A 25,156-nucleotide genomic window follows, 5' to 3' on the forward strand; every position below is an offset into this window, starting at 1 on the left:
CGAGATTAAAAAATTAACCAAAACCAAAAAATAAAACCAAAAACTAATGAATAACACCACACGAATTAAATTATCTATAATGATGTTCCTAGAATTTTTTATCTGGGGAGCATGGTTTGTAACACTTGGTACGTTTCTAGGGAATAATCTAAAAGCATCTGGAGCAGAATCTGCTGCCATTTTTTCTACACAATCATGGGGCGCTATTATTGCACCTTTTATTATAGGTTTGATTGCTGATCGATATTTTAATGCTGAGAAAATTTTAGGTATTCTACATCTTATTGGAGCATTTCTAATGTATCAAATGTATCAGTCAGAAGACGTTGGAATGTTTTATACTTACGTTCTAAGTTATATGATTTTATACATGCCAACATTAGCATTAGTAAATTCAGTGTCTTTTAATCAAATGAAAGATCCAGAAAAAGAATTCGCAAACATTAGAGTATGGGGAACTATTGGTTGGATTATTGCAGGATTATCCATTAGTTACTTCTTTCATTGGGATTCTAAAGAAGCAATTAGCTCAGGTTTACTAAAAAATACCTTTTTACTAGCGGGTGTTGCAGCTTTCATTTTAGGTTTATTTAGTTTTTCATTACCAAAAACACCACCAAAAGTGAGCGATGAAAAAATAAAAATTGGAGATATTATAGGTCTTGATGCTTTGAAATTATTGAAAGACAAGAACTTCGCTATCTTTTTCATTTCGTCTATACTAATTTGTATTCCTCTTGCTTTTTATTACCAAAATGCTAATCTCTTTTTGACAGAAGCTGGAGTTGAAAATCCAACTGGTAAAATGGCTATAGGGCAAATATCAGAAGCTTTATTTCTATTATTGATACCTGTATTTTTTACTCGTTTTGGTTTCAAAAAAACTATTTTAATTGGGATGTTAGCATGGGCAATTCGTTACGTTTTATTTGCTTATGGTAATGGTGGAGATTTAAGTTTCATGTTGATTATAGGAATTGCGTTACACGGTATTTGTTATGATTTCTTTTTTGTTTCGGGCCAAATTTACACCAACTCAAAAGCGGGAGAAAAATATAAAAGTGCAGCACAGGGTTTAATCACTTTAGCAACTTATGGAGTTGGTATGTTGATTGGTTTTGCAGTTGCAGGCTGGATAACGGACAATTACAAAATGGCTGATGGAGCCGTAAACTGGCAAATGGTTTGGATCATTCCTGCTGGAATTGCTACCGTTGTATTTGTACTTTTCGCACTTTTATTCAATGAAAAAAACAAAGTAGTAGAAACGTCTTCTGCAGTATAAAAATAAAAAATGAGTACGAATCTAAATAGAAGATCTGCCATAAAAGGAATATTAGCTAGTACGGCTGCTATGGGAATTCCTTCGGGATTATCTGCTTTCGCTATGCCAAAAAAAGAGATAGAAACACAATTGGGTAAATTAAAAGGAAACATAAATCACTCTGTTTCTCGTTGGTGTTTTGATAATCTTGATTTAGAGACACTTTGCATTGAAGCAAAGAAACTTGGAATAACCGGTATTGATTTAGTAGGACCATCATCTTGGCCAACATTGAAGAAATATGACTTAGTTTCAACAATGTGTAACGGTGCTGAAATTAATTTGGTAGATGGTTTTAATGATATAAAATTTCATGAAACGCTTTTAAAAAATTATACAGAAATGATTCCGCTAGTGGCAAAAGCGGGTTATAAAAATCTAATTTGTTTTAGCGGAAGCAGAAGAGGAAAAACAGATGAAGAAGGTTGGAGTAATTGCGTTTTGGGCTTACAAAAACTAATTCCATTGGCTGAAAAGCACAATGTGATTTTAGTCATGGAATTATTAAACAGTAAAATTGACCATAAAGATTACCAATGTGACAGGACATCATGGGGAGTTGAACTTGCGAAGCGCTTGAACTCAGAAAACTTCAAACTTCTTTATGATATTTATCACATGCAAATTGATGAAGGTGATGTGATTAGAAACATAAGAGACAACCATCAATATATTGCACATTTTCATACGGCTGGTGTTCCGGGACGAAATGAAATTGATGCGACACAGGAATTAAATTATGAAGCAATAATGAAAGCAATTGTAAAAACTGGTTTTAAAGGCTTTGTCGGACAAGAATTTATCCCCAAAAACCCCGATAAGCTGGCTTCGTTGAAGCAAGCTATTACAATATGTGATGTCTAATTAATCTAAAAAAAAAAACATGATAAAAAGAAGAGAATTTTTAATTAATGCAGGTTTAGCATTAGGCGCTTTAGCCATTGCTCCTACATTTGCTTTTGACTCTAAAAAAAGAGCCATAGGAATTCAATTATGGACACTACGTGATACATTACCGAAAGATGTTAAAGGTGTTTTAGCTCAAGTTGGAAAAGCAGGATTCACTGAAGTTGAAACTTTTGGTTATTCTGCAGACAAAGGTTTCTTTGGAACTTCTGTACATGATTTTAAATCCATGTTGGATGATAATGGTTTAAAAGCGACGAGTAATCATTTTGATTTTAATTCGATGATTAAAGATGGTTCAACTGATCTTGTAAAATCATACGTAGAAACAGCAAATCATTTAGGAAGCGAATATGTAACGGTACCTTACATAGTTTCTGAATTGCGCGGAACAAGTGGGGACGATTATAAAAAATTAGCCCTACAAATCAATAAAGTAGGTGAAATTTGTAAAGCAGGAGGTTTAAAATTAGCGTATCACAATCATGATTTTGAATTTACAAAATTCGGATCAACAAATGGGTATGAGATTTTATTGAATGAAACAGATAAAAACTTAGTTGATTTTGAAATGGATTTATACTGGGTAGTTCGTTCTGGAAATGATCCTTTGCAATTATTCCAAAAATATCCTGGGCGTTTCACCATGTGGCACGTAAAAGATATGGATAAAGTAAATCCGGATTGGAATGCCGAAATAGGAACTGGAGCAATTGATTTCAAATCGATTTTTGCTCAAGCTGAACTTTCCGGAATGAAACGTTTCTTTTTGGAACACGAATCAAACTACAAACCAAATCCGATAGAATCCGCAGTAACAAGTTTTAATTACATTAAGAAGAATTTAATCTAAATGTTTTAAAAAATAGTAATTATAAAAAAGGGATACTTATTGTATCCCTTTTTTTATAATTTATTCTGAAACTTACTCGGTAATATTAAAACCAGCTACATAAAAGTTTTTATCTATTTCCAGTATTGAATTTTCAGAATTTACTGGAATACTCTTCCATTCTATTTCTGGTTGAAGTAATTCTTCTTTTCCATTCAAAGTTACTTTAACAGGCATCTTAAATTCAGCAACACAATTCGTCCAGCGATATCCAAACTGATTATCTTTGAAAAAATATTCTAATGTTGGAATTCTAGTATCTCTTAAATACTGATTAAAAACGGTAGATAAATCGATTCCAACTTGCTGACCTAAATAATCTTCAATTTGTTTAGTAGTTACCGTTTGGTGATAAAAAGTACTATTTAAACCTCTCAATATTCCTCTCCATTTTTCGTCATTATTTACAATTTGGCGTATAGTATGCAGCATATTTCCTCCTTTTGGGTACATATCACCAGAGCCTTCATTGTTAACATTGTAGTTCCCGATAATGGGTTTGTCATTATCTATACCTTTCCTTGTTCCTCTAACATATTCAAATCCAGCCTCTTTTCCATAGTAATATTCTACAAATAGACTTTCTGAATAGTTCGTAAAACTTTCATGAATCCACATGTCGGCAATATCTTTATAAGTGATATTATTAGCAAACCATTCATGTCCAGATTCATGGATAATGATAAAATCAAATTTTAATCCCCAACCCGTTCCACTCAAATCCCGGCCTAAATATCCATTTTTAAATTTATTTCCATACGTTACTGAGCTTTGATGTTCCATTCCTAAATAAGGTGCTTCAACTAACTTGTAACTATCTTCATAAAATGGATAGGGTCCAAACCAATGTTCAAAAGCTTTTAGCATTCTAGGAACATCTTGGAAATGTTCTTTGGCTTTCGCCAAATTGTCTCTCAAAACATAATAAGTACAGTCTAAATTCCCCTTCTCCCCTTTGAATCTCTCCGAAAACGAAACATAATCCCCAATATTTATGTTTACACCATAATTATTGATTGGATTGGAAACATACCAATTATAGGTTTTAGTTCCATCTTTCATGTTAGTGACACTTTGTAAACGTCCATTGGATACATTCATCAAATTTTTTGGAACATTTACACTAATCAGCATATTCTCCACTTCGTCATACATATGATCTTTATTTGGCCACCACACACTAGCACCCAATCCCTGACAAGATGAAGCAATAAAAGAATTGCCATTACTGTCTTTTTTCCAAGTAATTCCTCCGTCCCAAGGTGGATTTACAGCTACTTTTGGTTTTCCGCCATAAAATATGGTAATTTCTTTTAGTGCACCTTTTGTTTGAGGAGCAATCAATTCAATAAAAAATGCATTTCCTTCCCTTTTGTATTTTAAAGTCTTTCCTTCTTGAATAACTTTAGTAATGTTCATAGGATTTTGCAAGTCAATTTGCATACTGTTGTATTCTTGAATAACTTGATATTTTATTGTATTGGAGCCTGAAATGGTACTATCTGCAGGATTAACTTTAATGTTAAGGTGATAGTTTTTTAGATCCCACCATGCTCTTTCTTTTGTGATACTTCCGCGCAAAGTATCTTGTCTTGTGAATAGTTGCGCTGATTTATTCAATAAACCTTGTGCATTTAGACCGTTAAAAAAAAGAACTGCAATAAAAATAATACTAAACTGTTTTTTCATAATTAATCATTTTAGACAAAAATAAACTTTATATTGGGTACTCTAAAAAATTATTTTCCAGAATATACTTGAACATATTCTTGAATTAATTTATTTTTTTTCCCTCGGATTTCCATGATCACTTTATTGTTATTAAAATCAAATTTTAAGAGTCCAAAATTCAATTCTTTAACCACTTCTCCCTTCACATAAGGATTTTCTTCCCCAGAAAAATTAGCGTAAGTATGCGTCAATCCACTAGATGTAAAATCAATTAAAGGATATGACAAACCGGCAACGTTTTTTGAAGAAAAAGTTGCTATATGGCGGTCGCCAGAGAGTATAAAAGTACCTTTTGCTTTTGTAGAAACTATCAATTGCTCAAGCTTCTCTATTTCATGAGGAAAATTACCCCAAGCTTCAAATCCATGCTTATTTGATAAAAATTGAATGCTACTAACAATAACATTAAATTGTGCATCGGATGATTGAAGTACTTTTTCCAACCATGCCCATTGTGCTTCTCCTAATAGTGTTCCATCACCATATCTATTGGGTTGAAAACGCTTTTTTGAATCGGTAGATTTTGTTAATGTGGTTCTAAAATAACGTGTATCTAACACGATAATTTTTATTTTATTTTCATTTATAACAATAGTTTTATCAGTATAAACACCTTCTCGTTTTCGCTCAGAAGCATTCATTGGAGTGTCTAAAAAATCCAACAAAAGCTGTTGACTTTCTCTTTTAAAAGGATATTCTTCTCCGCCGTCATTTGCGCCAAAATCATGATCGTCCCAAGTTCCTAAAATGATTTTGTTTTTTATAAATTTCAGATAATCAGCATCCTGTTTCTGAATTTCATAATTTTTTTTAAGAACCTGCATATCCTCAGTATCCGAATAGACATTATCACCGCCCCAAATCCATACGGACGGATGATTTTCATCTATCGCTGACCAAAGTTCATTCTTAATTTTCTGGTTGTCGCAAGAACCGAAAGCAACCGTTAAAAAGGTATTTTGAACCGGTTTTTCAGTTATAATAGTGGATTTTGTATCCTGCGTTTTGCAACCAATAAAGACCAAAAAACCAAAAATAAAAAGTATTTTTTTCATGTGGTATTTTTATAAAATATGTTTAAATTCTAAATTTGCTACGAAGATATAAAAATCAGTTCAGTTCAACTTTAAGTAAAGTTTAATAAAAAAGCGACTATTCTTATGGAAATAGTCGCTTTTCTTATAGATTTTAAACCAAAAATTAATGAAGGTTTGTCACTTTACTTTGTTCAACTACAGCGGTAAAATCATTTGCTAAACGATTCCCATAATCCTCTAGCAATTCTAAAACTCTTTCTTGTTTATCTGATTTCACTATCAATCCAGCATGATATTCTAGTGGAACTTTAAAGCAAACTTCCGGATCTGAAAACGATGTTAAATTAGGATGTTGGAATTTTGACAATGTCAAAACGATACCTGCATATCCTTTTTTTACTTTTGGCAAAATGTATTTAGTACCTTTAACCAATGCGTCTTCAATTGCAGCCCATTCTTTCCATAAATTAATATTAGAAGCTTCAGTTACCATTTCGGCCAAATGCGCTCCTCCTACTCTTGAAGAAGTTTCCAGGAAATAAATTTGACCATCATCATTACATTTTATGAATTCAGTATGTGCGGCACCATGTTTCAATCCGAAGCCTTTCATTACTTCTTCATTTAACTTTTTTATGGCTTTATCATCCTCTGAATTGTACTTAATATTAGCTGAACGGAAAACACCGCCACCTTGAGAAATTTCCATTGGAGTGGCTAAATATTTTGAAGTCAAACTAAAAATTACTTTACTTTCTGAAATCAAACTATCACAATGATACACATCGCCTGGTTTGAATTGTTCTAATAAATATTTGAATCTGTTATTCCCCATTTCATTGATATGAATCCACAAACTCTCTTTGTCATATATTTTTATGATTCCTGTTGCCGAAGCTTCGGAACGTGGTTTCAAAACCCATGGAGCTGAAATCGTGTCTGCAAAAGTATTGATGTCATGATCATTAAATAAAGAACAAAATGCCGGAATAGGAATTCCACAACTTTTTGCTCTCATGCGCATCGCCAGTTTATCTCTAAAATAACGTCCCGTTGTTTGTCCCATCCCGTCAATACGGAGATTTTCTCTGAGATACGTCGCTTTTTCCACATCGTAATCGTCTAGAGCAACAATTGCGTCAATTTTAGTGGATTTCATAAAATTACCAACACCTAACAGCAGATGTTCTAAATTCCAATCGACATCTTGGCCTTCCATATAAAAAATCTCATCGATATGTTGATGTGGCCATGGTTTGTCTCTCAGTTTTTCACTTGTCACTAAATAGACTTTGTTGCCTAACTTTTTTAAATTAATTAAAAAATCGGAACCCTTGAAATAATTTGAAATACAAAGGAAGGTTTTAGAGTTTTCCATACGTTATAAATTTTCAATGAATTTAGTTAATAAATGAACTCCATATCCTGTAGCATGCTTACTTTTAGCAAATTCATCATCGCCAAATGCGACACCTGCAACATCAAGATGAGCCCAAGCTTTGTGTTCTTGGGTGAAATATTCTAAAAATTTAGCGGCACTAATTGCTCCAGCTACGGGTTTTCCACTATAATTTTTCACATCGGCAATATCACTTTCAATATCTGATTTATAGGTATCCCAAAGCGGTAAAGGCCACAAACGCTCTCCAATTGCATCTCCGTTTTCTTGCAGTTTCTGAGCCATTTCTGTATTATTGGTAAACAAAGCACCACATTCATACCCAAAAGTACCAACACTGCTTCCCGTAAGTGTAGCAATATCAACAATGTACTCTGGTTGGAAATTTTTAATTAAATACGACAATCCATCGGCTAAAATAAGTCGACCTTCGGCATCTGTATCAATTATTTCAATCGAATGTCCACTATAACTGTGAATCACATCACTTGGTAAAAATGATTTAGCATCAACGGAGTTTTCGGCGCAAGGAACAATTGCAGTCACTTTTACGGGTAATTGCAAATCAGCAATCAATTGCATAGCTCCAAAAACAGCACCACCACCAGCCATATCACATTTCATATGAAGCATGCCGGATGTTTTTATGTTTAATCCTCCAGTATCAAAGGTGATTCCTTTCCCTACTAGCCCAACATGTTTTAGATGCTCGACTTTGGCTGCAGGAGTGTAATTCATGATGATAAATTGAGGTTCATTTTCGCTTCCTTTACCTACGGCTAAAAAGGCACCTAAACCCACTCTTTTTGAAGCATCATAACCCAAAATTTCTACATCAAAGCCGTATTCTTGCCCTTTTTCTTTAGCCCAATTTGCTAAATATTTTGGATTAATTGTGTTAGGTGGTAAATCGACTAAATTATAAGTTGCTAATTGTGCTTTGGCAATTTTAATTGCTTTTTTGGCTGTAGCCAAATAATCTTTTTCAGATACTAAACTTAAAATAAAATCACTATTCAGAAAGGGATGTGCTTTTTTTTCTGATTTAAAATGTCCTAAATCATAGGTTCCTAACAGCAAGCCAGAAATCATTGCTTCAATCTGATCCTGAGTGAATTGTTCTGGTACAACTAAAGCAACATTTAAACTAAAATTTTCTTTTTGTTTAGAAGCGATACGACGAAAAATAGTTTTTAAGGATTTATAATCTATCTCTTTTCCTAAGCCAATAAAAACATGTGCATTGTTATTTTTTTCGGCTAGATAATGTGTGTCTTTTTTTCCAGAAAAAATTTTTGAAGTTACTTCTAGCCCATTAAAAGTCATAGGAACAATACTTTTTTCATAGGTTTCAAAAACTGGAACCAAAATTGTTCCTGAAAAATTAGTTACGTCTTGTATTGTATTTGTTTTCATTTGTTCTTTTAATTTATTGCATTATTGTATTTTATAAAAATGCATGCTATTTCTTAATTCTTTAAGGGTTAAATACGAGACCTATTCTTTCGTCTGAAAAAACAACCATTCAATTGCTTTAGGAAATTCATCACTCCAATAGGTTTCACTATGTTTCCCTTGCGGATTAATACTAAGGTTAATCTTTGATTTATCCTTAATAAATTGACTTGAAATCAAATTATCGTTAAAAGTTGTTATGTGTTCAATCATCGTTTTACTTTCATCACCACCTCCATATAAATAGATTTTTGTATCAGCTGCATTGGCTTTCTTTGGATCAATTTTCAGTTCTGGAACTACCCAAAGCGATGGCGAAAAAATCATTAATTTCCCATACACTTCTGGGTTTCTCAATCCACTGAAAATACTAATCAAACCGCCCATCGAGCTTCCTCCTATTCCAGTAAATTCTCTTTCTTTTTTAGTTCTAAAATTACTATCAACAAATGGTTTTAAAGTATCTGTCACAAATCGGATGTATTTTTTTCCTTGTCCTTTTCCCAGAACTGTTTTACCTACATTGTATTCTTTTATTCGATCTTCTTCGGCATGTTCTATGGCAATAATTATAATCTTCCCAATTTTATATTCGGACATAACAGCCAGTTTTTTGTCAATCTCCCAGTTACCAAATTCTGCATTTTCATTAAATAAATTTTGAGCATCCTGCAAATACATGACTGGATAACTTTCACTTGAATTGTCATAATCATGAGGTAACAAAGCCCAAATTTTCCTGGTTTTGTTCAGCTGAGGGATTTCAAACTCATCAGATATCAGCTGAACTTGAGGCAAAAAAGACTGTTTAAAAGGCAACCAGTTTTTTCTCCATCTGGCTACATGTTCTTTTTGAATACCTGTATGATTTGTCGTTGTACGGTTTTCAGTTCTATTTCCATGGCTGTCAATTTCTACTTCACTCCAATCCCCTTTAGTAAATTTATACAAAAGGGTAGCTGGATAATCAAAATCATGTGAAAATTTATAATGATAAACATTATTTCCTATTTTCTCCATTATGAAGGCCTTATCCTGAGTACGCCAATTATTAAAATTTCCTGAAATATAAACAGGTCTTGCATCGTCTTCGTCAGTGGTCAGTACTATATAAAGTCCCGTATTTAATATTGGATTTTGTAATTCTGGTATCAATGTGGTATTATCTAAATTCATCACTTGCATTGTGGTACTCTTATATTAAAATAATAGTAAATATAGTGGATTGGTATTTGAAATAAAAGAAAACCCAATAGTAAATTCATGTACTATTGGGTTTTATAGAGAAAAAAATTAAAAAGAAATTATTATTTCTGACGACTTTTCAGTACTTCAACAACATCATTCAGTTTAAAACCTTTTGCCTGTAACAAAATAAGGTAATGAAAAAGCAAATCAGCACTTTCGCTCAAAAACAACTCGTCGTTATCATCTTTGGCTTCAATAACAACTTCAACTGCTTCCTCACCTACTTTTTGGGCAATTTTGTTCATCCCTAATTTAAACAATGAAGCAACATAACTTTTTTCAGAGTCCGCATTTTCTCTACGAACCTGAATCGTATTTTCTAAATCCGAAATAAAACCATAATCTACTTTATTTTCGTCTGCCCAGCACGTATCAGTACCTTTGTGACATATTGGACCTTCTGGTTTAACCTGAATCAACAGCGTATCATTATCGCAGTCATTTTTGATGTCAATCAAATTCAAAAAGTTGCCACTTTCCTCTCCTTTTGTCCAAAGTCTTTGTTTGGTGCGACTATAAAAAGTTACCTTTTTAGTTTCTACCGTTTTTTGATAGGCTTCGGCATTCATAAAACCAAGCATCAAGACCGTTTTGGTTTCGCTATCTTGAATTATGGCTGGAATTAATCCATCTGTATTTTTTGAGAAATCTATGTTCATTTTTATAATTTAATGATTGAAAATTTAAATATTTAAAGATTCCCTAATCCGAGTTTCTTTTCTATTTATTCTATTATCTATTTTTATATTCTAACTTCGATATTATTATTTTTTAGTGCTGTTTTTAATGTTTTGATTTCAATTTCTTTAAAATGAAATACACTTGCCGCCAATGCTGCGTCAGCTTTTCCTTCCAGAAAAGTGTCTACAAAATGTTGTATGTTTCCTGCACCACCTGAAGCAATAATAGGAATATTAACTAACTCTGACAATTTAGCCAAAGCTTCATTTGCAAATCCGTTTTTAGTTCCGTCATTATCCATTGAGGTAAATAGGATTTCGCCTGCTCCACGTTCTTCTACTTCTTTTGCCCAATCAAATAAATTTAGTTCGGTAGGTACTTTTCCACCTACTAAATGAACAATCCATTGCCCGTTAATTTGTTTCGCATCAATCGCAACCACTACACATTGGCTTCCAAATTTTTGTGCCAAATCATTAATTAACTGCGGGTTTTTCACTGCCGATGAATTAATAGAAACTTTATCCGCACCGTTTTGCAATAAAATTTCAACATCTTCAACCGATGAAATTCCACCACCAACAGTAAATGGAATATTAATCGTCGAAGCCACTTTCCGAACCAAATCAACTAGGGTTTTTCTTCTTTCTTCAGTTGCTGAAATATCCAAAAAAACCAATTCGTCAGCACCTTCATCCGAATATATTTTGGCTAATTCCACCGGATCTCCTGCATCCCGTAAGTCCACAAAATTAACACCTTTTACGGTTCTTCCGTTTTTTATATCGAGACAGGGAATAATTCTTTTTGTAAGCATATTTTTTATTGTTACACAGAGATTCACGAAGATTTCACAGAGACACACAAAATTATTTGAGAATCTTTGCGTTTTCTTTGTGTGCCTTTGTGAAATAATCTATTTATTTTAAATATAATTTTCCAATTGTTTCAACGAAATTCTTCCTTCATAAATTGCTTTTCCAATTATCGTTCCTTCACAGCCTAATTCGGCTAGTCTTGGTAATTCGTCAAAAGTAGAAATTCCTCCTGAAGCAATCAATTTTATGCCCTTGGCTTCCGCCAAAATTTTAGCGTATAAATCAAAAGATGGTCCTTCCAGCATGCCGTCTTTGGCAATATCTGTACAAATAACGTATTGAATTCCTTTATTTTGATAGTCTTGAATGAATGGAATCAAGTCCTCATTTGAATCCTCTAACCAACCTGAAACAGCTACTTTTTCATTATTAGCATCTGCTCCTAAAATAATTTTATCTGAACCGTATTCTTGAATCCATTTTTCGAATAGTTCTCTATTTTTAACGGCAATACTTCCTCCAGTAATTTGATTCGCCCCACTTTCGAAAGCGATTTTTAAATCGGAATCCGATTTTAATCCACCACCAAAATCAATTTTCAATTTGGTTTTCGTCGCAATTTGTTCCAGTATTTTATAGTTCACAATTTGGCTCGACTTTGCTCCGTCTAAATCTACCAAGTGCAAATATTCAATACCATGGGCTTCGAAAGATTTTGCCACTTCAAGTGGATTTTCGTTGTATATAATTTTGGTATTGTAATCGCCTTTTGATAAGCGAACACATTTTCCTTCTATGATGTCTATTGCAGGTATTATTCTCATTTATTTTAATTTAAAGATTTAAAAATTGAACTATTTAAAGATTGGCAACATCGAATAAAGAATTATTTAATTCTCTAATTTTCAATCTTTAAATTTTTCAACCCTTTAATTTTAAGAAATTTCCTAAAATTCGTTCTCCAATATCACCACTTTTTTCCGGGTGAAATTGTGTTCCATAAAAATTATCTTTTTGTAAAGCCGAGGCATATTCTACTTCATAATTCGTTGTAGCAATGGCTTCGGGGCAATTTGGCGCATAAAAACTATGCACTAAATACATGTATTCATTTTCATTAATTCCTTCGAATAAAGGTGATTTTAAATTATAAATTTGATTCCAGCCCATTTGTGGTACTTTTACTTTTGGTGAAAATTTGATCACATCAACATCAAAAATCCCTAATCCTCTTGTATTCCCTTCTTCTGATTTATTACACATCAATTGCATTCCTAAGCAAATCCCTAAAACGGGTTGTTTCAAGGTTGGAATCAAAGTGTCCAAACCACTTTTTAAAAGCATTTTCATTGCTGAACTTGCTTCACCAACACCTGGAAAAATAACTTTATCGGCTTCCTTTATTTCGTCTGGATTATTACTCAAAACGGCTTTTAATCCCAATCTTTCAATCGCAAACATAATGCTTTGAATGTTACCTGCTCCGTAATTTATGATTACTATTTTCATTTAGTTTTGTTTCAAGTTTAAGGCTTCAAGTTTCAAGTTCCGAGCGGTAACTTTAAACCTTAAACAATTTTACAACATTCCTTTCGTACTTGGCAGAATCATTTTCTCCGTATCACGTTTTACGGCTACTTTTATTGCTTTGGCGAAAGCCTTAAAAATGGCTTCAATTTTGTGATGCTCATTTGTTCCTTCTGCTTTGATGTTGATGTTCGCTTTTGCTCCATCAGAAAATGATTTAAAGAAATGATAAAACATCTCCGTTGGCATTTTACCTACCATTTCTCGTTTAAATTCGGTTTCCCAAACCAGCCAGTTTCTACCTCCAAAATCTATTGCCACTTGCGCTAAACAATCGTCCATTGGCAAACAAAAACCGTAACGTTCTATACCTAATTTATTTCCTAATGCTTTCGCAAAAACTTCTCCAAGTGCAATCGCTGTATCTTCAATCGTGTGGTGTTCATCGACTTCTAAATCCCCTTTTACAAGGATTTCCAAATCCATTTGACCGTGTCGCGCAATTTGGTCCAGCATGTGATCAAAAAACGCAATTCCGGTTTCAATTTTACTTTTGCCCGTTCCGTCAAGGTTTAAGTTGATAAAAATATCCGTTTCATTCGTTTTTCTTTCAATTGAAGCAGAACGCTCTTCTAATTTCAAAAACTCATAAATTACTTTCCAATCTGTTGTTTGTAAAGCAATAACCGAATCTAATTCTTCTCTTTTTGAAGCAATTTCATCACTACCTAAAGCTTCATCAGTATTAATAAAAATACCTTTGGCACCTAAGTTTTTAGCTAATTCAACATCAGTAATTCGATCTCCAATTACAAACGAATTTTCTAAGTCGTAAGCAGGATTATCAATATATCTTGTCAATAAACCAGTTGCAGGCTTGCGAGTTGGAGCATTTTCGTGCGGAAAAGTTTTGTCAATTAATACGTCCTTGAAAACCACTCCTTCATTTTCAAAAGCTTTCATAATTAAATTATGCACTGGCCAAAAGTTAATTTCAGGATGAGAATCCGTTCCCAAACCATCTTGATTAGTCACCATTACCAATTCAAAATCCAATTCCTTTGCTATTTTACCCAAATATTGAAAGGCATTGGGATAAAATTCAAGTTTTTCAAAACTATCTAGTTGGTAATCGTTTGGTTCCAAAACCATTGTTCCATCACGATCTATAAAAAGTATTTTTTTCATTAAAAAAAGTTTAAAGTTTAAGGTTTAAAGTTTAAAGTTGTTTTAACACCTCAATTAATTTCATATTTTCTTGTTCTGTTCCAACGGTCAGACGCAAACAATTATCGCATAAAGGTTGGGTGGTTCTGTTTCTAATTACAATTCCTTTTGCAATCAATTCATCGTATCTTTTATTGGCGTCATCCACTTTTACCAAAATAAAATTAGCTTCGGTTGGATATATTTTTTCGACAAAATTTACATTAAGTAAAACTTTAAGTAATTCTTGTCTTTGCGTTATAATAGATTCAATTTCAGATTTGATTTTTTCAGGATTATCTAATCTTTCCAAAGCTCTTTTCTGAGTCAATTCATTCACATTATACGGTGGTTTTATTTTATTTAAAACCGAAATTACTTCTGCAGAGGCATAACAAATTCCCAATCTAATTCCTGCTAAACCATACGCTTTTGATAACGTTTGAGTAATCACCAAATTTGGATATTCATCAAGTTCATTAATCCAACTTTCCTTTTTTGAAAAGTCAATATAAGCTTCGTCAATTACAACCAAACCTTTAAAATTCTGCAAAAGATAGGCTACACTTTCATCCGAAAATGAATTTCCGGTTGGGTTATTTGGTGAACACAAAAAGATCATTTTAGTGTTCTCATCAATCGCTTCGATTATTTTCTCAATTTGTGGTTGAAAATCTGCTGAAAGTAAAATTTCTTTATTTTCAACGGCATTGATATTCGCCAAAACGCCATACATCCCGTAGGTTGGCGGTAATGTGATTACATTATCCTTTTTTGGTTCACAAAAAGCTCTGAATAACAAATCTAATACTTCATCACTTCCATTTCCGAGCAAAATTTGATTTGTTTTAACATTTCTCTGCTTTGCTAAAACTGCTTTTACAGTAATTTGTTGTGGATCTGGATAGCGATTTACTCCATTCTCAAACGGATTTTCATTGGCATCCAAAAAAATCATATCGGCAGTATCAAAATCCTCAAATTCATCACGAGCAGAGGAATAAGGTTTCATTATTTTTACATTCTCCCGAACCAAGTTATTAATATCAAAACTATTTTCCATCTTCAATTGCTTTTAATCGTAATGTAACTGCATTTTTGTGTGCTTGTAATCCTTCGGCTTCAGCCATCATTTCAATAGCTCTACCTATATTTTGAATTCCTGTTTCAGTTATTTTTTGAAAAGTCATTGCTTTAGTGAAACTATCTAGATTTACGCCACTGTAATTCTTGGCATAACCGTTTGTTGGCAACGTATGATTGGTTCCTGAAGCATAATCTCCAGCGCTTTCAGGAGTAAAATTCCCTATAAATACAGATCCTGCATTTTGAACGCCATTACTATAAAAATCATCAAATTTGGAACAAATGATAAAATGTTCCGGTCCATATTCATTGATTAAGTCCAAGGCGATTTTATCATTTTCAACAAAAATTAATTTTGAATTCGCAATTGCTTTTTCGGCTATCGACTTTCGCGGAAGTAAATCCATTTGAGTTTGAATTTCGTTTTCAACAGCATCAATTAATTTTTTAGATGTAGAAACTAAAATTACTTGACTATCTGCTCCGTGTTCTGCTTGTGACAATAAATCCGAAGCTACAAAAGCCGGAACTGCAGAATCGTCAGCAACAATCAACAATTCTGATGGACCCGCCGGCATATCAATTGCTACGCCAAATTGTGTTGCCAATTGCTTAGCCACGGTCACAAATTGATTTCCGGGACCAAAAATTTTATACACTTTAGGAATCGTTTCTGTTCCAAAAGTCATTGCTGCAATAGCTTGAATCCCGCCTACTTTTAATATTTTAGTAACACCACATAAATTGGCAGTATATAAAATAGCTGGATTTATAGTCCCATTTTTATCTGGAGGAGAACACAGAACAATTTCGTTACAACCTGCAATTTCTGCTGGAACAGCAAGCATCAATACTGTTGAAAATAAAGGTGCTGTTCCCCCAGGAATATACAAGCCAATTTTTTGAATGGGTCTTTTTTCTTGCCAACAGTTAACTCCTTCAATGGTTTCAACAACCACTCTTTCTGTTTTTTGGGCGGTATGAAATTTTTCAATATTTGACTTAGCAAGTGAAATAGCTTCTTTCAATTCAGTAGAAATGGATGCAATTGCTTGTTCGATTTCGAATTGAGTAACTTCAATTGCATCGATTGTAGCACCGTCAAAAAGCGATGTATACTTTGCTACAGCGGCATCTCCTTTTTTCTGAACTTCTTTAAAAATTTCTTTTACTGTTAACTCAATGTCATCTACCGTTTTTGTAGGCCTTTCTAAAATAGCGGACCATGTTTCTGGTTTTGGATTGTATATTTTGTTCATTTTGTTATGTTTAACCGCAAAGTTCGCAAAGGTTTCGCAAAGTTCGCAAAGAATTCTTAAATAGAATACGTAATAATTTAAAACTTTTAAAGGACCATTTTTTCAATTGGACAAACCAAAATCCCTTCGGCTCCAACTTCTTTCAACTGATCAATCACATCCCAAAAAGTGTCTTTGTCGATTACAGAGTGTACGCTGCTCCACCCTTCTTGTGCGAGAGGTAAAACGGTTAAACTTCTTAGTACAGGAAGAATTTTTCCAACAGCATCAATTTTATCATTTGGAATATTCATCAAAATATACTTTGATTTTCTTGCTCTTAAAACAGATTCTATTCTGAATTTTAAGGTGTCAATTATTTTTTGAGATTCGGGGCTTACTTTTGGAGAAACCGCTAAAACCGCTTCACTTTTAAAAATAACTTCAACCTCTTTCAGATTATTCTTAAATAAAGTGCTTCCGCTGGAAACAATATCAACAATAGCATCTGCTAAACCAATGTTTGGAGCTATTTCTACTGAACCTGAAATCTGGTGAATATCGACTGTTACGCCTTTGGAATTGAAAAAATCAAGTACTGTTTTAGGATAGGAAGTAGCAATACGCATTCCGTCAAGATCTTTTACAGATTTATAATTAAATGCTTTTGGTACCGCAACAGATACTTTACATTTTGAAAAACCTAATTTTTGAATTACTTCAATATTACCTCCTTTTTCGACCAATAAATTATCGCCAACTATAGCAATATCTACAACACCATCCATTAAATATTGTGGGATATCTGAATTTCTTAAATATAAAACCTCTAAAGGGAAGTTTGATGCTTCGGCTTTTAACTGGTCGATTCCGTTGTCGATTGAAATACCAGCATCTTTTAGAATTTGAATGCTGTCTTCGTTTAAACGCCCTGATTTTTGAATTGCAATTTTTAATGTACTCATTTTTTTGTTTTTTTAGTAGAATAGTGTTTGAGTACAAATTGAGGCAATAAAAAAACCCGTTTGATGTACTCAAACGGGTTTTTAAATATGATGATTTACACACATACCATTAACACATCGCTTGAGAGCAATAATGAAAATGATGATGATGCAATTGATTTGTAAACATTTTTGTTTTTATTTTTAGAATTAAATTCTTTTGCAAATATAAGAGATAAATTATTTAAAAAGCAATTTTTATTTTAACTTAAAGTTGTAAAATTGTTAAAATTACTTTTTGTCTCTCGTTACACTTGATTCGCTCTCATTAGAATTTGTATCGTTTGCAACATTGAGAACGCTTTCTTCTCTAATTTCAGTATGACGAATTTCACCACCTGAAGTTCCTACCAAGGTTGCTAGATAAACCCCTAAAACAGCAACGACTACAGCTACGAAGGAAATAAATTTTGCTTTGGAGTGTCTTTGCACATTCAAAATTAGGCCTAAAATAGAAATTCCACTTAATAAATATAATACAATAGCTAGTTTCTCTGCTATTTCCTCATGTTCGTGAATAATTGCTTTTCCTATTCCAGGAAAATCCTCTACCATTTCCTCTGCTCCTTCACCGGTAGACATGCTAAAAAAGCCAAAAACAGCTGCAATTACAAATAATACATAAGCTGTATTTTGTATGGACTTGTTCTTGAGTACTATCCCAGCGATTAAAATTCCAAGGCCAAAAATCGTCCCAATAATTGGAAAATGGTTTACCACCATGTGTAAATGAGCATCATTCATAATATAATTTATTAAAGGTTAAAAAAAAATAAAACTTGTAATACATGTAAATTACCACTCGAAACTGGTTATTTATTTTATCCAGCCAGTGAAACTCCAATGAGTGAGCCAATTCCATACGTGACGGCTGCAGCTGCTAAACCAAAGAAAACTTGTCTAAATCCTGAAAACAAAACGCTTTTACCTGTTAATAAAGTAATTGCTGCTCCAATTCCAAAAAGCCCAATTACACTACTCCCAATACTTAATAAAATGGCGTTTTTACCATCTAAAAACATAAATGGATATAATGGAATTATGGCTCCAATCGAGAAGAGAACAAATGAGGCAATAGCAGCTTCCCAGGCTGATCCTCCTAATTCTTCTTTATCAATCCCCAGTTCTTCTGTAATAATAGCATCAATCGCTGTTTCAGGATTTTCAAATGCTTTATCCGCCAGTTTTTGTGCTTCAACAGCATTCATTCCTTTGGCTTGATACAGCAATACTAATTCTTTTTTTTCTTCTTCGGGAGAAGCTTCCAGTTCTTCGGTTTCCAAATCAATTTGGCGCTGATTTAATTCTCTCGAGCTTTGTACCGAAAGCCATTCGCCCAAAGCCATTGAAATTGCTCCAGCCAAAAGTCCCGCAATACCGGTTAATAATATCGTATTATTAGAAACAGCCGCTCCGGCAACACCCATTACCAAACTCATATTAGAAACCAATCCGTCATTTGAACCTAAAACAGCCGCACGCAATGCATTTCCGCCCACTGATTTATGACGACTTTCAAATTTGGACAAAAAGCCACCCGAAACATTCAAAGCAGCATTATTGTTTATGGCTTCAATAATATTAAGATGATTGTGCTCAAAACCTGTTGGCTTTTCCCCGCTTTTAATCTTATTTTTAATTGAATTTACCGCAAACTGTTTTTCGATGCTTGAAAGGTTGCTGATTATAGAACTGTAACCAAAAATTTTACCCAACTTCAATTGAAATTTTGCTCTGGAGGAAGGCGAAGGCATTTTGTAATTTGGTTCAAAAGTCAACACTTTATCAAACATATGTTTCGCGTGACCTTTTTCAATTTCACCCAAACTTAATAATACTCTTGAAAGATTATCATCGGATTGAATGGCAGCAATACTATCGTACAAAAAAGCCGTATCTACCTCTGTTTGCAACTGATCTTTTAGTTTATTAAAATTCATATTATATTTAATTAATTGACTAAATCAAAAACTCCTTTTGTTAGTATGTTTTGCACTATTAATTTTACTAATTTAAAGATTTTAATTTAAAAACCTTTCTGTTTCGATTATAAATCTAACATTTTATTCCTCTAAATTTTTCATTTTCATTAAAAGTGAATAAGCCCCTTTTATCACAATAGTAGCCTCATTCAAATCTTCTGAAATAATTTCAGTAAATTCATTTTCTGTATTTCCTGTTGCAACTTCTTTCATTACAAATTGTTTGTTTTCTTTAGCAACAAAAACATAATTTTTGTTTTCATAATTTACAATAGCTTCTGATGGCAACGCGTTTGATTGCTGACTTTTTAATTCTATTTCGGCATTCATATACATCCCTGGCAAAAGTGATTTGTCATAGCTTGTAAAGTGACAATGCATTTCGGTGCTTCTGTTTTCGGAAAAGTCTTTACCAATTAAAATGATTTTACAAGGATATTTTTTTTCTGGGTCAATGTTATTATAAGCTATAACTGACTGACCAATTGCCATTTTGTTAATGTCTTTTTCGAATACGGTTAGTGCCAAATGAATATCCGAAGGATTTACAATCTCGAATAAAATGTCGCTTGGATTTACATATTTTCCAGTATTTACATTTACTTTAGACACATAACCGCTTATTGGCGAATAAATATTGATGCTTTTTGAAATGTTTTTTGCCGATACATTACTTGGATTTATTCCTGCGAATTTTAATTTCTCCCCATACGATTGTACCATTACCGATAGTGAGTTGTATTCTGATTGTGCTTGTTGATACACTTTATCGCTGCTGGCTTTGCTTCGATTGAGTTCTTTTTGTCTTTCGAATTCAGCTTTTGCATACCCAATTTTTGCTTTTGCCAAAAGGTAATCTTCCTGCAATTGAATGTATTGTTGGTCTTCAACGACGCATAAAACTTGTCCTTTGGTCACATACATGCCCTCTAAAAGTTTGGTGTATTTTAAATATCCTCCCATTGGAACACTTATAGATACTAAATTTTGAGGTGGCACATCTATTTTTCCATTTAATTTTAATAGTGATGAGATCTCTTTTTGCTCGATTTTCCCCGTTTCAATACCTGCATTTTTTATTTGTGCATCGGTAAGTGTTGTTGTGTTTTCAATAGCTGGAGTAGCTTCTGTTTCGTTTTCTGTTTTTTTATTTCCACACGAGTACAGAAAAAATAACACTATTAAAGTAATGACTGTATTTTTCATTTATTTTGATATTAAATTTCCTAATTTAAGAATTGTTTCATTGAATTTTCTAACCGCTTCAATATAATTACTTTGAATTTCGGTGCTTTGATTAATTAGCATCACCCATTCTAGATAATTGATGTCACCATTGATGAATTTATCATTAGCGGCTTTAGTTACCAAATCCACATTCTTTAAAGCCTGATTTTCGAAATAAGCAATAGTTTCTTGGTGTTTTTTCGATTCTTGAATTAATTCCTGATACTGACTTTGCAGTTTTAATTTTTCGTTAGTCAAATTATTTTCTGCAATTTGACTGTTGATTTCTAATGCTTTTTGTCTGTTTTTTATGTTTGAATTGAAAAGCGGCAGTGCCACTCCAAATTGTCCGTAAACGCCATTATAACCATCTTGAAATTCAGCATTTGTTTTGAATGTCTGCCAATAAACACCGCCTATTAATTCGGGTAGTTTTTTAGATTTTTCAAGTGAAATTTCTGCTTTATTACTGTTAACTTCTTGCTCGAATAATTTTATACTGGGTTGATTAGCAATTGTATTTTCATCTAACGTTTCGTTAAAATCCAATTTGTATTTATCTGAAACTGGGATAAAGTCTTTATTTGTATTAAGAATATACTTGAATTGCAATTGTGTCATTTTATAATCACTTTGCAATTCCAGAAGTTGAATTTTTATTTGCCCTGATTGATTTTCGGCAGTTGCTTTTTCTAATATATTGCTTTCTCCTTTGTCAAAACGAAGTGTTGATTTTCTTAAAAATTCAGAATAGATACTATCACTTTTTAGCAATAATTTTTCCTTTTCTTTGAGATAAATCATTTCATAAAACACTGTTGTCACTTGTTTGGTCAATTCTTTTCTTTGTAAAGCTTCATTCCATTCACCAGTTTTGGCTTCTTCAATTAGCAGTTGTTTCTGCCTTTTGTAAACTGTTGGAAATTTAATTGTTTGTGAAACGCCAATTTTTATATCATTAGCATTGCTGTTAAACTGACCGTATTCCCCAATAATTCCTGTGTTGGAAATATCGTAGCCCGTTTTGGTCATCTTTTGTAAATATTCAGAATTTAGTTTTCCGTTTTTTATTTTTATATTATTATCCAATGCAGTTTCAATGGCTTTTTCAAGTGAAATTTTTTCTTGTGCACTTGCATTTTGAAAAGAAAAAAACAACCCCAATACCATGATTGTTGTAATTGATTGCATTTTTTTTGATTTTAATTTAGTTCCTTTTTCGAACATAATGTATAAAATTGGTAAAACAAATAAGGTCAATAAAGTGGCAATCAATAGCCCGCCAATTACAACTGTTGCTAATGGCTTTTGCACTTCGGCCCCAGAACCGTTGCTTAATGCCATGGGTAAAAATCCTAATGAGGCAACAAATGCAGTCATTAAAACAGGACGTAAACGTATTTTAGTTCCTTTCAAAACAATCGCTTTCAAATCGGTTTCGCCTGATTTCCGAATACTATTAAATTCTGCAATTAATACCAATCCATTCAGAACCGCTACACCAAATAAGGCTATAAAACCAACTCCGGCACTGATGCTAAAAGGCATTCCTCGCAACGCTAAAAAGAAAATACCTCCAATTGCAGAAAGTGGAATCGCGGAATAAATCAATAGTCCTTGTTTCACGGAATTGAATGCAAAATAAAGCAAAATAAATATTAATAATAATGAAACCGGAACAGCTATCATTAAACGATTTTTGGCTTCATTTAGGTTTTCAAAAGCACCGCCATACGTAGGATAGTAACCCGCAGGAAATTTTATTTGGGCTTCGACTTTTTCTTGTAATTCTTTTACAATACTTTGCACATCGCGAGCCCGAACATTAAAACCAACCACAATTCTACGTTTAGCGTCTTCTCTGTGTATTTGATTTGGCCCTTCAGTAATTTCAACTTTTGCCAATTGGGATAACGGAATTTGCAAACCATTTGGTGTTGGAATTAATAAATTTTGAACATCTGCTAAATCCTGACGTTTTTCGCCTTCCAGACGAACTACTAAATCAAATCTTTTTTCGCCTTCGTATATAACACCTGTGCTTTGTCCTGCAAAAGCGGTGTTTACTATTCGATTAATATCTTCAATGTTCAATCCATATTGCGCTATTGTTGACCGATTGTAGTCAATTACCACTTGTGGCATTCCGGTAACGGTTTCTATATAAAGATCAGAAGTCCCCTCGACCGTATTCACAATTTTGCCCAGTTTATTAGCGTATAAAGCCAGGGTATCTAAGTTTTCTCCAAATATTTTACAAACCACATCTTGTCTTGCGCCCGTCATTAATTCATTAAAACGCATTTGCACAGGATATTGAAAACCATAAGAAACACCTGGAACAGCTTCTAATTCTTTTGCCATTTTTTCTGATAATTCGTCAAAAGTTTCAGCAGAAGTCCATTCGCTTTTATCCTTTAAAATAATCATCATATCACTGGCATCAATAGGCATTGGATCGGTTGGTACTTCGCTGCTTCCAGTTTTACCTACAATTTTCTCCACTTCGGGGAATTTTTCTATTAGTATTTTTGCGCCCTGCGAAATGGCAGTCATCGAAGTTTGCAAATTACTTCCCGGCAAAACCCTTGTTTCTACAGCGAAATCCCCTTCTTCTAATGAGGGCATAAATTCACCACCCATAAACGAAAGTGTAATTAATGCCAAAACAAATAATCCTAAAGTTGCAGCAATAATTGTTCGAGGAATTCCTAATGCTTTGTTCAGAAGAGGTTGATAGAAATTTTCTAATTTTTCCATCATTCTATCTGAGAAGTTTTTTTTGTGGGATATGTTTTTATTCAAAAACAAAGCAGTCATCATGGGAACATAAGTCAGCGACAATATAAAAGCACCAAACAGAGCAAACGCAATTGTTTGTGCCATTGGTAAAAACATTTTTCCTTCAATACCTCGCAAAGTAAAAATTGGAATGTATACTATCAATATAATCAGTTCTCCAAAAACGGATACATTACGCATTTTTATAGACGTTTTCAATACGGTGTTATCCATTTCTTGCTGTGAGATTTGAGAAGTTTTCCTGCTGTGTAAACTAAACAAACATGCTTCAACAATAATAACGGCACCATCTACAATCAATCCAAAATCTAATGCTCCTAAACTCATTAAATTACCACTCACACCAAAAATATTCATCAGTATGACTGCAATTAACATCGCTAAAGGAATAACTGAGGCAACAATTAATCCTGCTCTTATATTTCCTAAAAAGAAAATTAAAACAAATAGGACTATCAATGCTCCTTCTAATAAATTCGTTTCTACCGTTGAAATGGAATTATTCACCATTTTTGTTCGGTCTAAAAATGGTTCTACAATAACGCCTTCGGGTAAGGTTTTTTGTATTTGTTCAATACGTTCTTTAATTTTTTTGATAACCACATTACTGTTAGCACCCTTTAACATCATCACTACTGCACCTGAAACTTCGCCAGATGGTACTCCTTTTTTATTAAAAGTCATTGCACCATATCGGATAGCATTACCAATACGAACATCGGCTACATCACGGATAAATAAGGGACTACCGCTACTGGTGTTTTTAATTGAAATGTCTTTTATATTTTCGATGGTATTAATCAATCCTTCACTTCGGATGTATAAAACTTTCGGACCTTTTTCGATATAAGCACCACCTGTATTTTGATTGTTTTTTTCTAAAGCAGAAAAAACATCAGCAATCGTAATAGTATACGATTGTAATTTATTGGGGTCAATGGCAATTTCAAATTGTTTTAATTTCCCACCGAAACTACTCACTTCTGCAACACCTTCAACGCTCAATAATTGACGGCGAACAATCCAATCCTGAATGGTTCTCAACTCGGTTACATCGTATTTTTTTTCAAAACCGGGTTTTGTTCGAACTGCATATTGGTAAATTTCACCCAGCCCTGTAGTTACTGGTGCTAGAAATGGATTGCCTATTCCTTTTGGAATTTGGTCTTTAACAGCGCTTAATCGTTCAGTAACTTGCTGTCTAGCCCAATAGACATCGGTTTTATCATCAAAAACAATAGTTACCACTGATAGACCGAAACGAGAAAAACTCCGAATTTCTTTCAGTCCAGGAATATTGCTATTGGTCTGTTCTATTGGAAATGTAATTAGTCGTTCAATATCAGTTGCGCCCAGTGATGGTGCTGATGTGATTATTTGAACTTGATTATCTGTAATATCGGGAACCGCATCGATAGGTAATTTGGTAAATTGATAACTTCCATATCCTATCAGTGCAATAATAAAAAGACCAATGATGAGTTTGTTTTTTATTGAAAACTCAATTATTTTATTCAACATAATTTATAATTATTAATTATTTTTCTAAGAATATGCTGTAATACAAATGCTCATCAATGTATAGACGATGAT

Annotated in this window: 20 protein-coding genes; 3 read left to right on the forward strand and 17 right to left on the reverse strand. The window is 33.2% G+C overall.

The window, feature by feature from the left end; genetic code table 11:
- Positions 1–46 precede the first annotated feature (46 nt).
- The 3 genes from V5J73_RS07280 to V5J73_RS07290 are packed head-to-tail and all read left to right on the forward strand — an operon-like array spanning position 47 to position 3,083.
- Entirely contained in the window at positions 47–1,285 is a 1,239-nt protein-coding gene (locus V5J73_RS07280) for a nucleoside permease (protein WP_338644554.1), read from the forward strand.
- Between the two features lie 9 nt (positions 1,286–1,294).
- On the forward strand, positions 1,295–2,188 hold the full coding sequence (locus V5J73_RS07285) for a hydroxypyruvate isomerase family protein (protein ID WP_338644556.1): 894 nt from the start codon (positions 1,295–1,297) through the stop codon (positions 2,186–2,188).
- A gap of 19 nt (positions 2,189–2,207) precedes the next feature.
- Positions 2,208–3,083, forward strand: a complete 876-nt coding sequence (locus V5J73_RS07290; RefSeq protein WP_338644558.1) for a sugar phosphate isomerase/epimerase family protein — start codon at positions 2,208–2,210, stop codon at positions 3,081–3,083.
- A gap of 72 nt (positions 3,084–3,155) precedes the next feature.
- Here the strand turns inward: V5J73_RS07290 and V5J73_RS07295 are convergent, their stop codons facing one another.
- The 17 genes from V5J73_RS07295 to V5J73_RS07375 all read right to left on the reverse strand — a co-directional run bounded on the left by V5J73_RS07295 (position 3,156) and on the right by V5J73_RS07375 (position 25,084).
- Positions 3,156–4,811 (reverse strand): M1 family metallopeptidase, encoded by a 1,656-nt coding sequence (locus tag V5J73_RS07295; RefSeq protein WP_338644560.1) that lies wholly within the window; start codon positions 4,809–4,811, stop codon positions 3,156–3,158.
- Positions 4,812–4,861: 50 nt separating this feature from the next.
- Positions 4,862–5,908 (reverse strand): alkaline phosphatase D family protein, encoded by a 1,047-nt coding sequence (locus V5J73_RS07300; RefSeq protein WP_338644562.1) that lies wholly within the window; start codon positions 5,906–5,908, stop codon positions 4,862–4,864.
- A gap of 145 nt (positions 5,909–6,053) precedes the next feature.
- A complete protein-coding gene (locus V5J73_RS07305) occupies positions 6,054–7,268 on the reverse strand; it encodes an ATP-grasp domain-containing protein (protein ID WP_338644564.1) in 1,215 nt (404 codons plus the stop codon).
- 3 nt (positions 7,269–7,271) lie between these two features.
- Positions 7,272–8,705, reverse strand: coding sequence for a leucyl aminopeptidase family protein (locus tag V5J73_RS07310; protein ID WP_338644565.1), 1,434 nt, complete (start codon positions 8,703–8,705; stop codon positions 7,272–7,274).
- Positions 8,706–8,786: 81 nt separating this feature from the next.
- A complete protein-coding gene (locus V5J73_RS07315; RefSeq protein WP_338644567.1) occupies positions 8,787–9,920 on the reverse strand; it encodes an alpha/beta hydrolase in 1,134 nt (377 codons plus the stop codon).
- A gap of 131 nt (positions 9,921–10,051) precedes the next feature.
- Positions 10,052–10,651 carry a bifunctional phosphoribosyl-AMP cyclohydrolase/phosphoribosyl-ATP diphosphatase HisIE gene (gene hisIE, locus V5J73_RS07320; protein ID WP_338644569.1) on the reverse strand — a complete coding sequence of 200 codons (600 nt, stop codon included), beginning with the start codon at positions 10,649–10,651 and terminating at the stop codon, positions 10,052–10,054.
- Between the two features lie 83 nt (positions 10,652–10,734).
- Positions 10,735–11,490: an imidazole glycerol phosphate synthase subunit HisF gene (gene hisF / locus V5J73_RS07325; protein ID WP_338644571.1), complete on the reverse strand. Its 756-nt coding sequence runs from the start codon at positions 11,488–11,490 to the stop codon at positions 10,735–10,737.
- A 108-nt stretch (positions 11,491–11,598) separates the two neighbouring features.
- Entirely contained in the window at positions 11,599–12,315 is a 717-nt protein-coding gene (gene hisA, locus V5J73_RS07330; RefSeq protein ID WP_338644573.1) for a 1-(5-phosphoribosyl)-5-[(5-phosphoribosylamino)methylideneamino]imidazole-4-carboxamide isomerase, read from the reverse strand.
- Between the two features lie 97 nt (positions 12,316–12,412).
- Positions 12,413–13,000 carry an imidazole glycerol phosphate synthase subunit HisH gene (gene hisH, locus V5J73_RS07335; protein WP_338644575.1) on the reverse strand — a complete coding sequence of 196 codons (588 nt, stop codon included), beginning with the start codon at positions 12,998–13,000 and terminating at the stop codon, positions 12,413–12,415.
- Between the two features lie 69 nt (positions 13,001–13,069).
- A complete protein-coding gene (hisB, locus tag V5J73_RS07340) occupies positions 13,070–14,206 on the reverse strand; it encodes a bifunctional histidinol-phosphatase/imidazoleglycerol-phosphate dehydratase HisB (protein WP_338644576.1) in 1,137 nt (378 codons plus the stop codon).
- 31 nt (positions 14,207–14,237) lie between these two features.
- Positions 14,238–15,287, reverse strand: a complete 1,050-nt coding sequence (gene hisC / locus V5J73_RS07345; RefSeq protein ID WP_338644578.1) for a histidinol-phosphate transaminase — start codon at positions 15,285–15,287, stop codon at positions 14,238–14,240.
- On the reverse strand, positions 15,277–16,569 hold the full coding sequence (gene hisD, locus V5J73_RS07350) for a histidinol dehydrogenase (RefSeq protein ID WP_338644580.1): 1,293 nt from the start codon (positions 16,567–16,569) through the stop codon (positions 15,277–15,279). The genes hisC and hisD overlap by 11 nt, the downstream gene beginning before the upstream one ends.
- A gap of 86 nt (positions 16,570–16,655) precedes the next feature.
- On the reverse strand, positions 16,656–17,513 hold the full coding sequence (gene hisG / locus V5J73_RS07355; protein ID WP_338644582.1) for an ATP phosphoribosyltransferase: 858 nt from the start codon (positions 17,511–17,513) through the stop codon (positions 16,656–16,658).
- A 270-nt stretch (positions 17,514–17,783) separates the two neighbouring features.
- A complete protein-coding gene (locus V5J73_RS07360) occupies positions 17,784–18,296 on the reverse strand; it encodes a DUF2231 domain-containing protein (RefSeq protein ID WP_338644584.1) in 513 nt (170 codons plus the stop codon).
- Between the two features lie 77 nt (positions 18,297–18,373).
- Positions 18,374–19,492: a VIT1/CCC1 transporter family protein gene (locus V5J73_RS07365; RefSeq protein ID WP_338644586.1), complete on the reverse strand. Its 1,119-nt coding sequence runs from the start codon at positions 19,490–19,492 to the stop codon at positions 18,374–18,376.
- Positions 19,493–19,615: 123 nt separating this feature from the next.
- Positions 19,616–20,740, reverse strand: a complete 1,125-nt coding sequence (locus tag V5J73_RS07370) for an efflux RND transporter periplasmic adaptor subunit (RefSeq protein ID WP_338644587.1) — start codon at positions 20,738–20,740, stop codon at positions 19,616–19,618.
- Complete coding sequence (locus tag V5J73_RS07375; protein WP_338644588.1) at positions 20,741–25,084, reverse strand: CusA/CzcA family heavy metal efflux RND transporter; 4,344 nt, start codon at positions 25,082–25,084, stop codon at positions 20,741–20,743.
- Positions 25,085–25,156: the final 72 nt, after the last annotated feature.

The sequence above is a fragment of the Flavobacterium sp. KS-LB2 genome (assembly GCF_036895565.1).
In the GTDB taxonomy this organism is placed as follows: Bacteria; Bacteroidota; Bacteroidia; order Flavobacteriales; family Flavobacteriaceae; genus Flavobacterium.

What these genes read in the sequence shown, in the direction of transcription:
- V5J73_RS07360 (WP_338644584.1), bottom strand. Translation starts at nt 18,296, where the DNA reads ATGAATGATGCTCATTTACACATGGTGGTAAACCATTTTCCAATTATT.
- V5J73_RS07305 (WP_338644564.1), bottom strand. Translation starts at nt 7,268, where the DNA reads ATGGAAAACTCTAAAACCTTCCTTTGTATTTCAAATTATTTCAAGGGT.
- hisIE (WP_338644569.1), bottom strand. Translation starts at nt 10,651, where the DNA reads ATGAACATAGATTTCTCAAAAAATACAGATGGATTAATTCCAGCCATA.
- V5J73_RS07315 (WP_338644567.1), bottom strand. Translation starts at nt 9,920, where the DNA reads ATGAATTTAGATAATACCACATTGATACCAGAATTACAAAATCCAATA.
- hisH (WP_338644575.1), bottom strand. Translation starts at nt 13,000, where the DNA reads ATGAAAATAGTAATCATAAATTACGGAGCAGGTAACATTCAAAGCATT.
- V5J73_RS07300 (WP_338644562.1), bottom strand. Translation starts at nt 5,908, where the DNA reads ATGAAAAAAATACTTTTTATTTTTGGTTTTTTGGTCTTTATTGGTTGC.
- V5J73_RS07285 (WP_338644556.1), top strand. Translation starts at nt 1,295, where the DNA reads ATGAGTACGAATCTAAATAGAAGATCTGCCATAAAAGGAATATTAGCT.
- hisC (WP_338644578.1), bottom strand. Translation starts at nt 15,287, where the DNA reads ATGGAAAATAGTTTTGATATTAATAACTTGGTTCGGGAGAATGTAAAA.
- hisD (WP_338644580.1), bottom strand. Translation starts at nt 16,569, where the DNA reads ATGAACAAAATATACAATCCAAAACCAGAAACATGGTCCGCTATTTTA.
- V5J73_RS07375 (WP_338644588.1), bottom strand. Translation starts at nt 25,084, where the DNA reads ATGTTGAATAAAATAATTGAGTTTTCAATAAAAAACAAACTCATCATT.
- hisF (WP_338644571.1), bottom strand. Translation starts at nt 11,490, where the DNA reads ATGCTTACAAAAAGAATTATTCCCTGTCTCGATATAAAAAACGGAAGA.
- V5J73_RS07295 (WP_338644560.1), bottom strand. Translation starts at nt 4,811, where the DNA reads ATGAAAAAACAGTTTAGTATTATTTTTATTGCAGTTCTTTTTTTTAAC.
- hisB (WP_338644576.1), bottom strand. Translation starts at nt 14,206, where the DNA reads ATGAAAAAAATACTTTTTATAGATCGTGATGGAACAATGGTTTTGGAA.
- V5J73_RS07280 (WP_338644554.1), top strand. Translation starts at nt 47, where the DNA reads ATGAATAACACCACACGAATTAAATTATCTATAATGATGTTCCTAGAA.
- V5J73_RS07290 (WP_338644558.1), top strand. Translation starts at nt 2,208, where the DNA reads ATGATAAAAAGAAGAGAATTTTTAATTAATGCAGGTTTAGCATTAGGC.
- hisA (WP_338644573.1), bottom strand. Translation starts at nt 12,315, where the DNA reads ATGAGAATAATACCTGCAATAGACATCATAGAAGGAAAATGTGTTCGC.
- hisG (WP_338644582.1), bottom strand. Translation starts at nt 17,513, where the DNA reads ATGAGTACATTAAAAATTGCAATTCAAAAATCAGGGCGTTTAAACGAA.
- V5J73_RS07370 (WP_338644587.1), bottom strand. Translation starts at nt 20,740, where the DNA reads ATGAAAAATACAGTCATTACTTTAATAGTGTTATTTTTTCTGTACTCG.
- V5J73_RS07365 (WP_338644586.1), bottom strand. Translation starts at nt 19,492, where the DNA reads ATGAATTTTAATAAACTAAAAGATCAGTTGCAAACAGAGGTAGATACG.
- V5J73_RS07310 (WP_338644565.1), bottom strand. Translation starts at nt 8,705, where the DNA reads ATGAAAACAAATACAATACAAGACGTAACTAATTTTTCAGGAACAATT.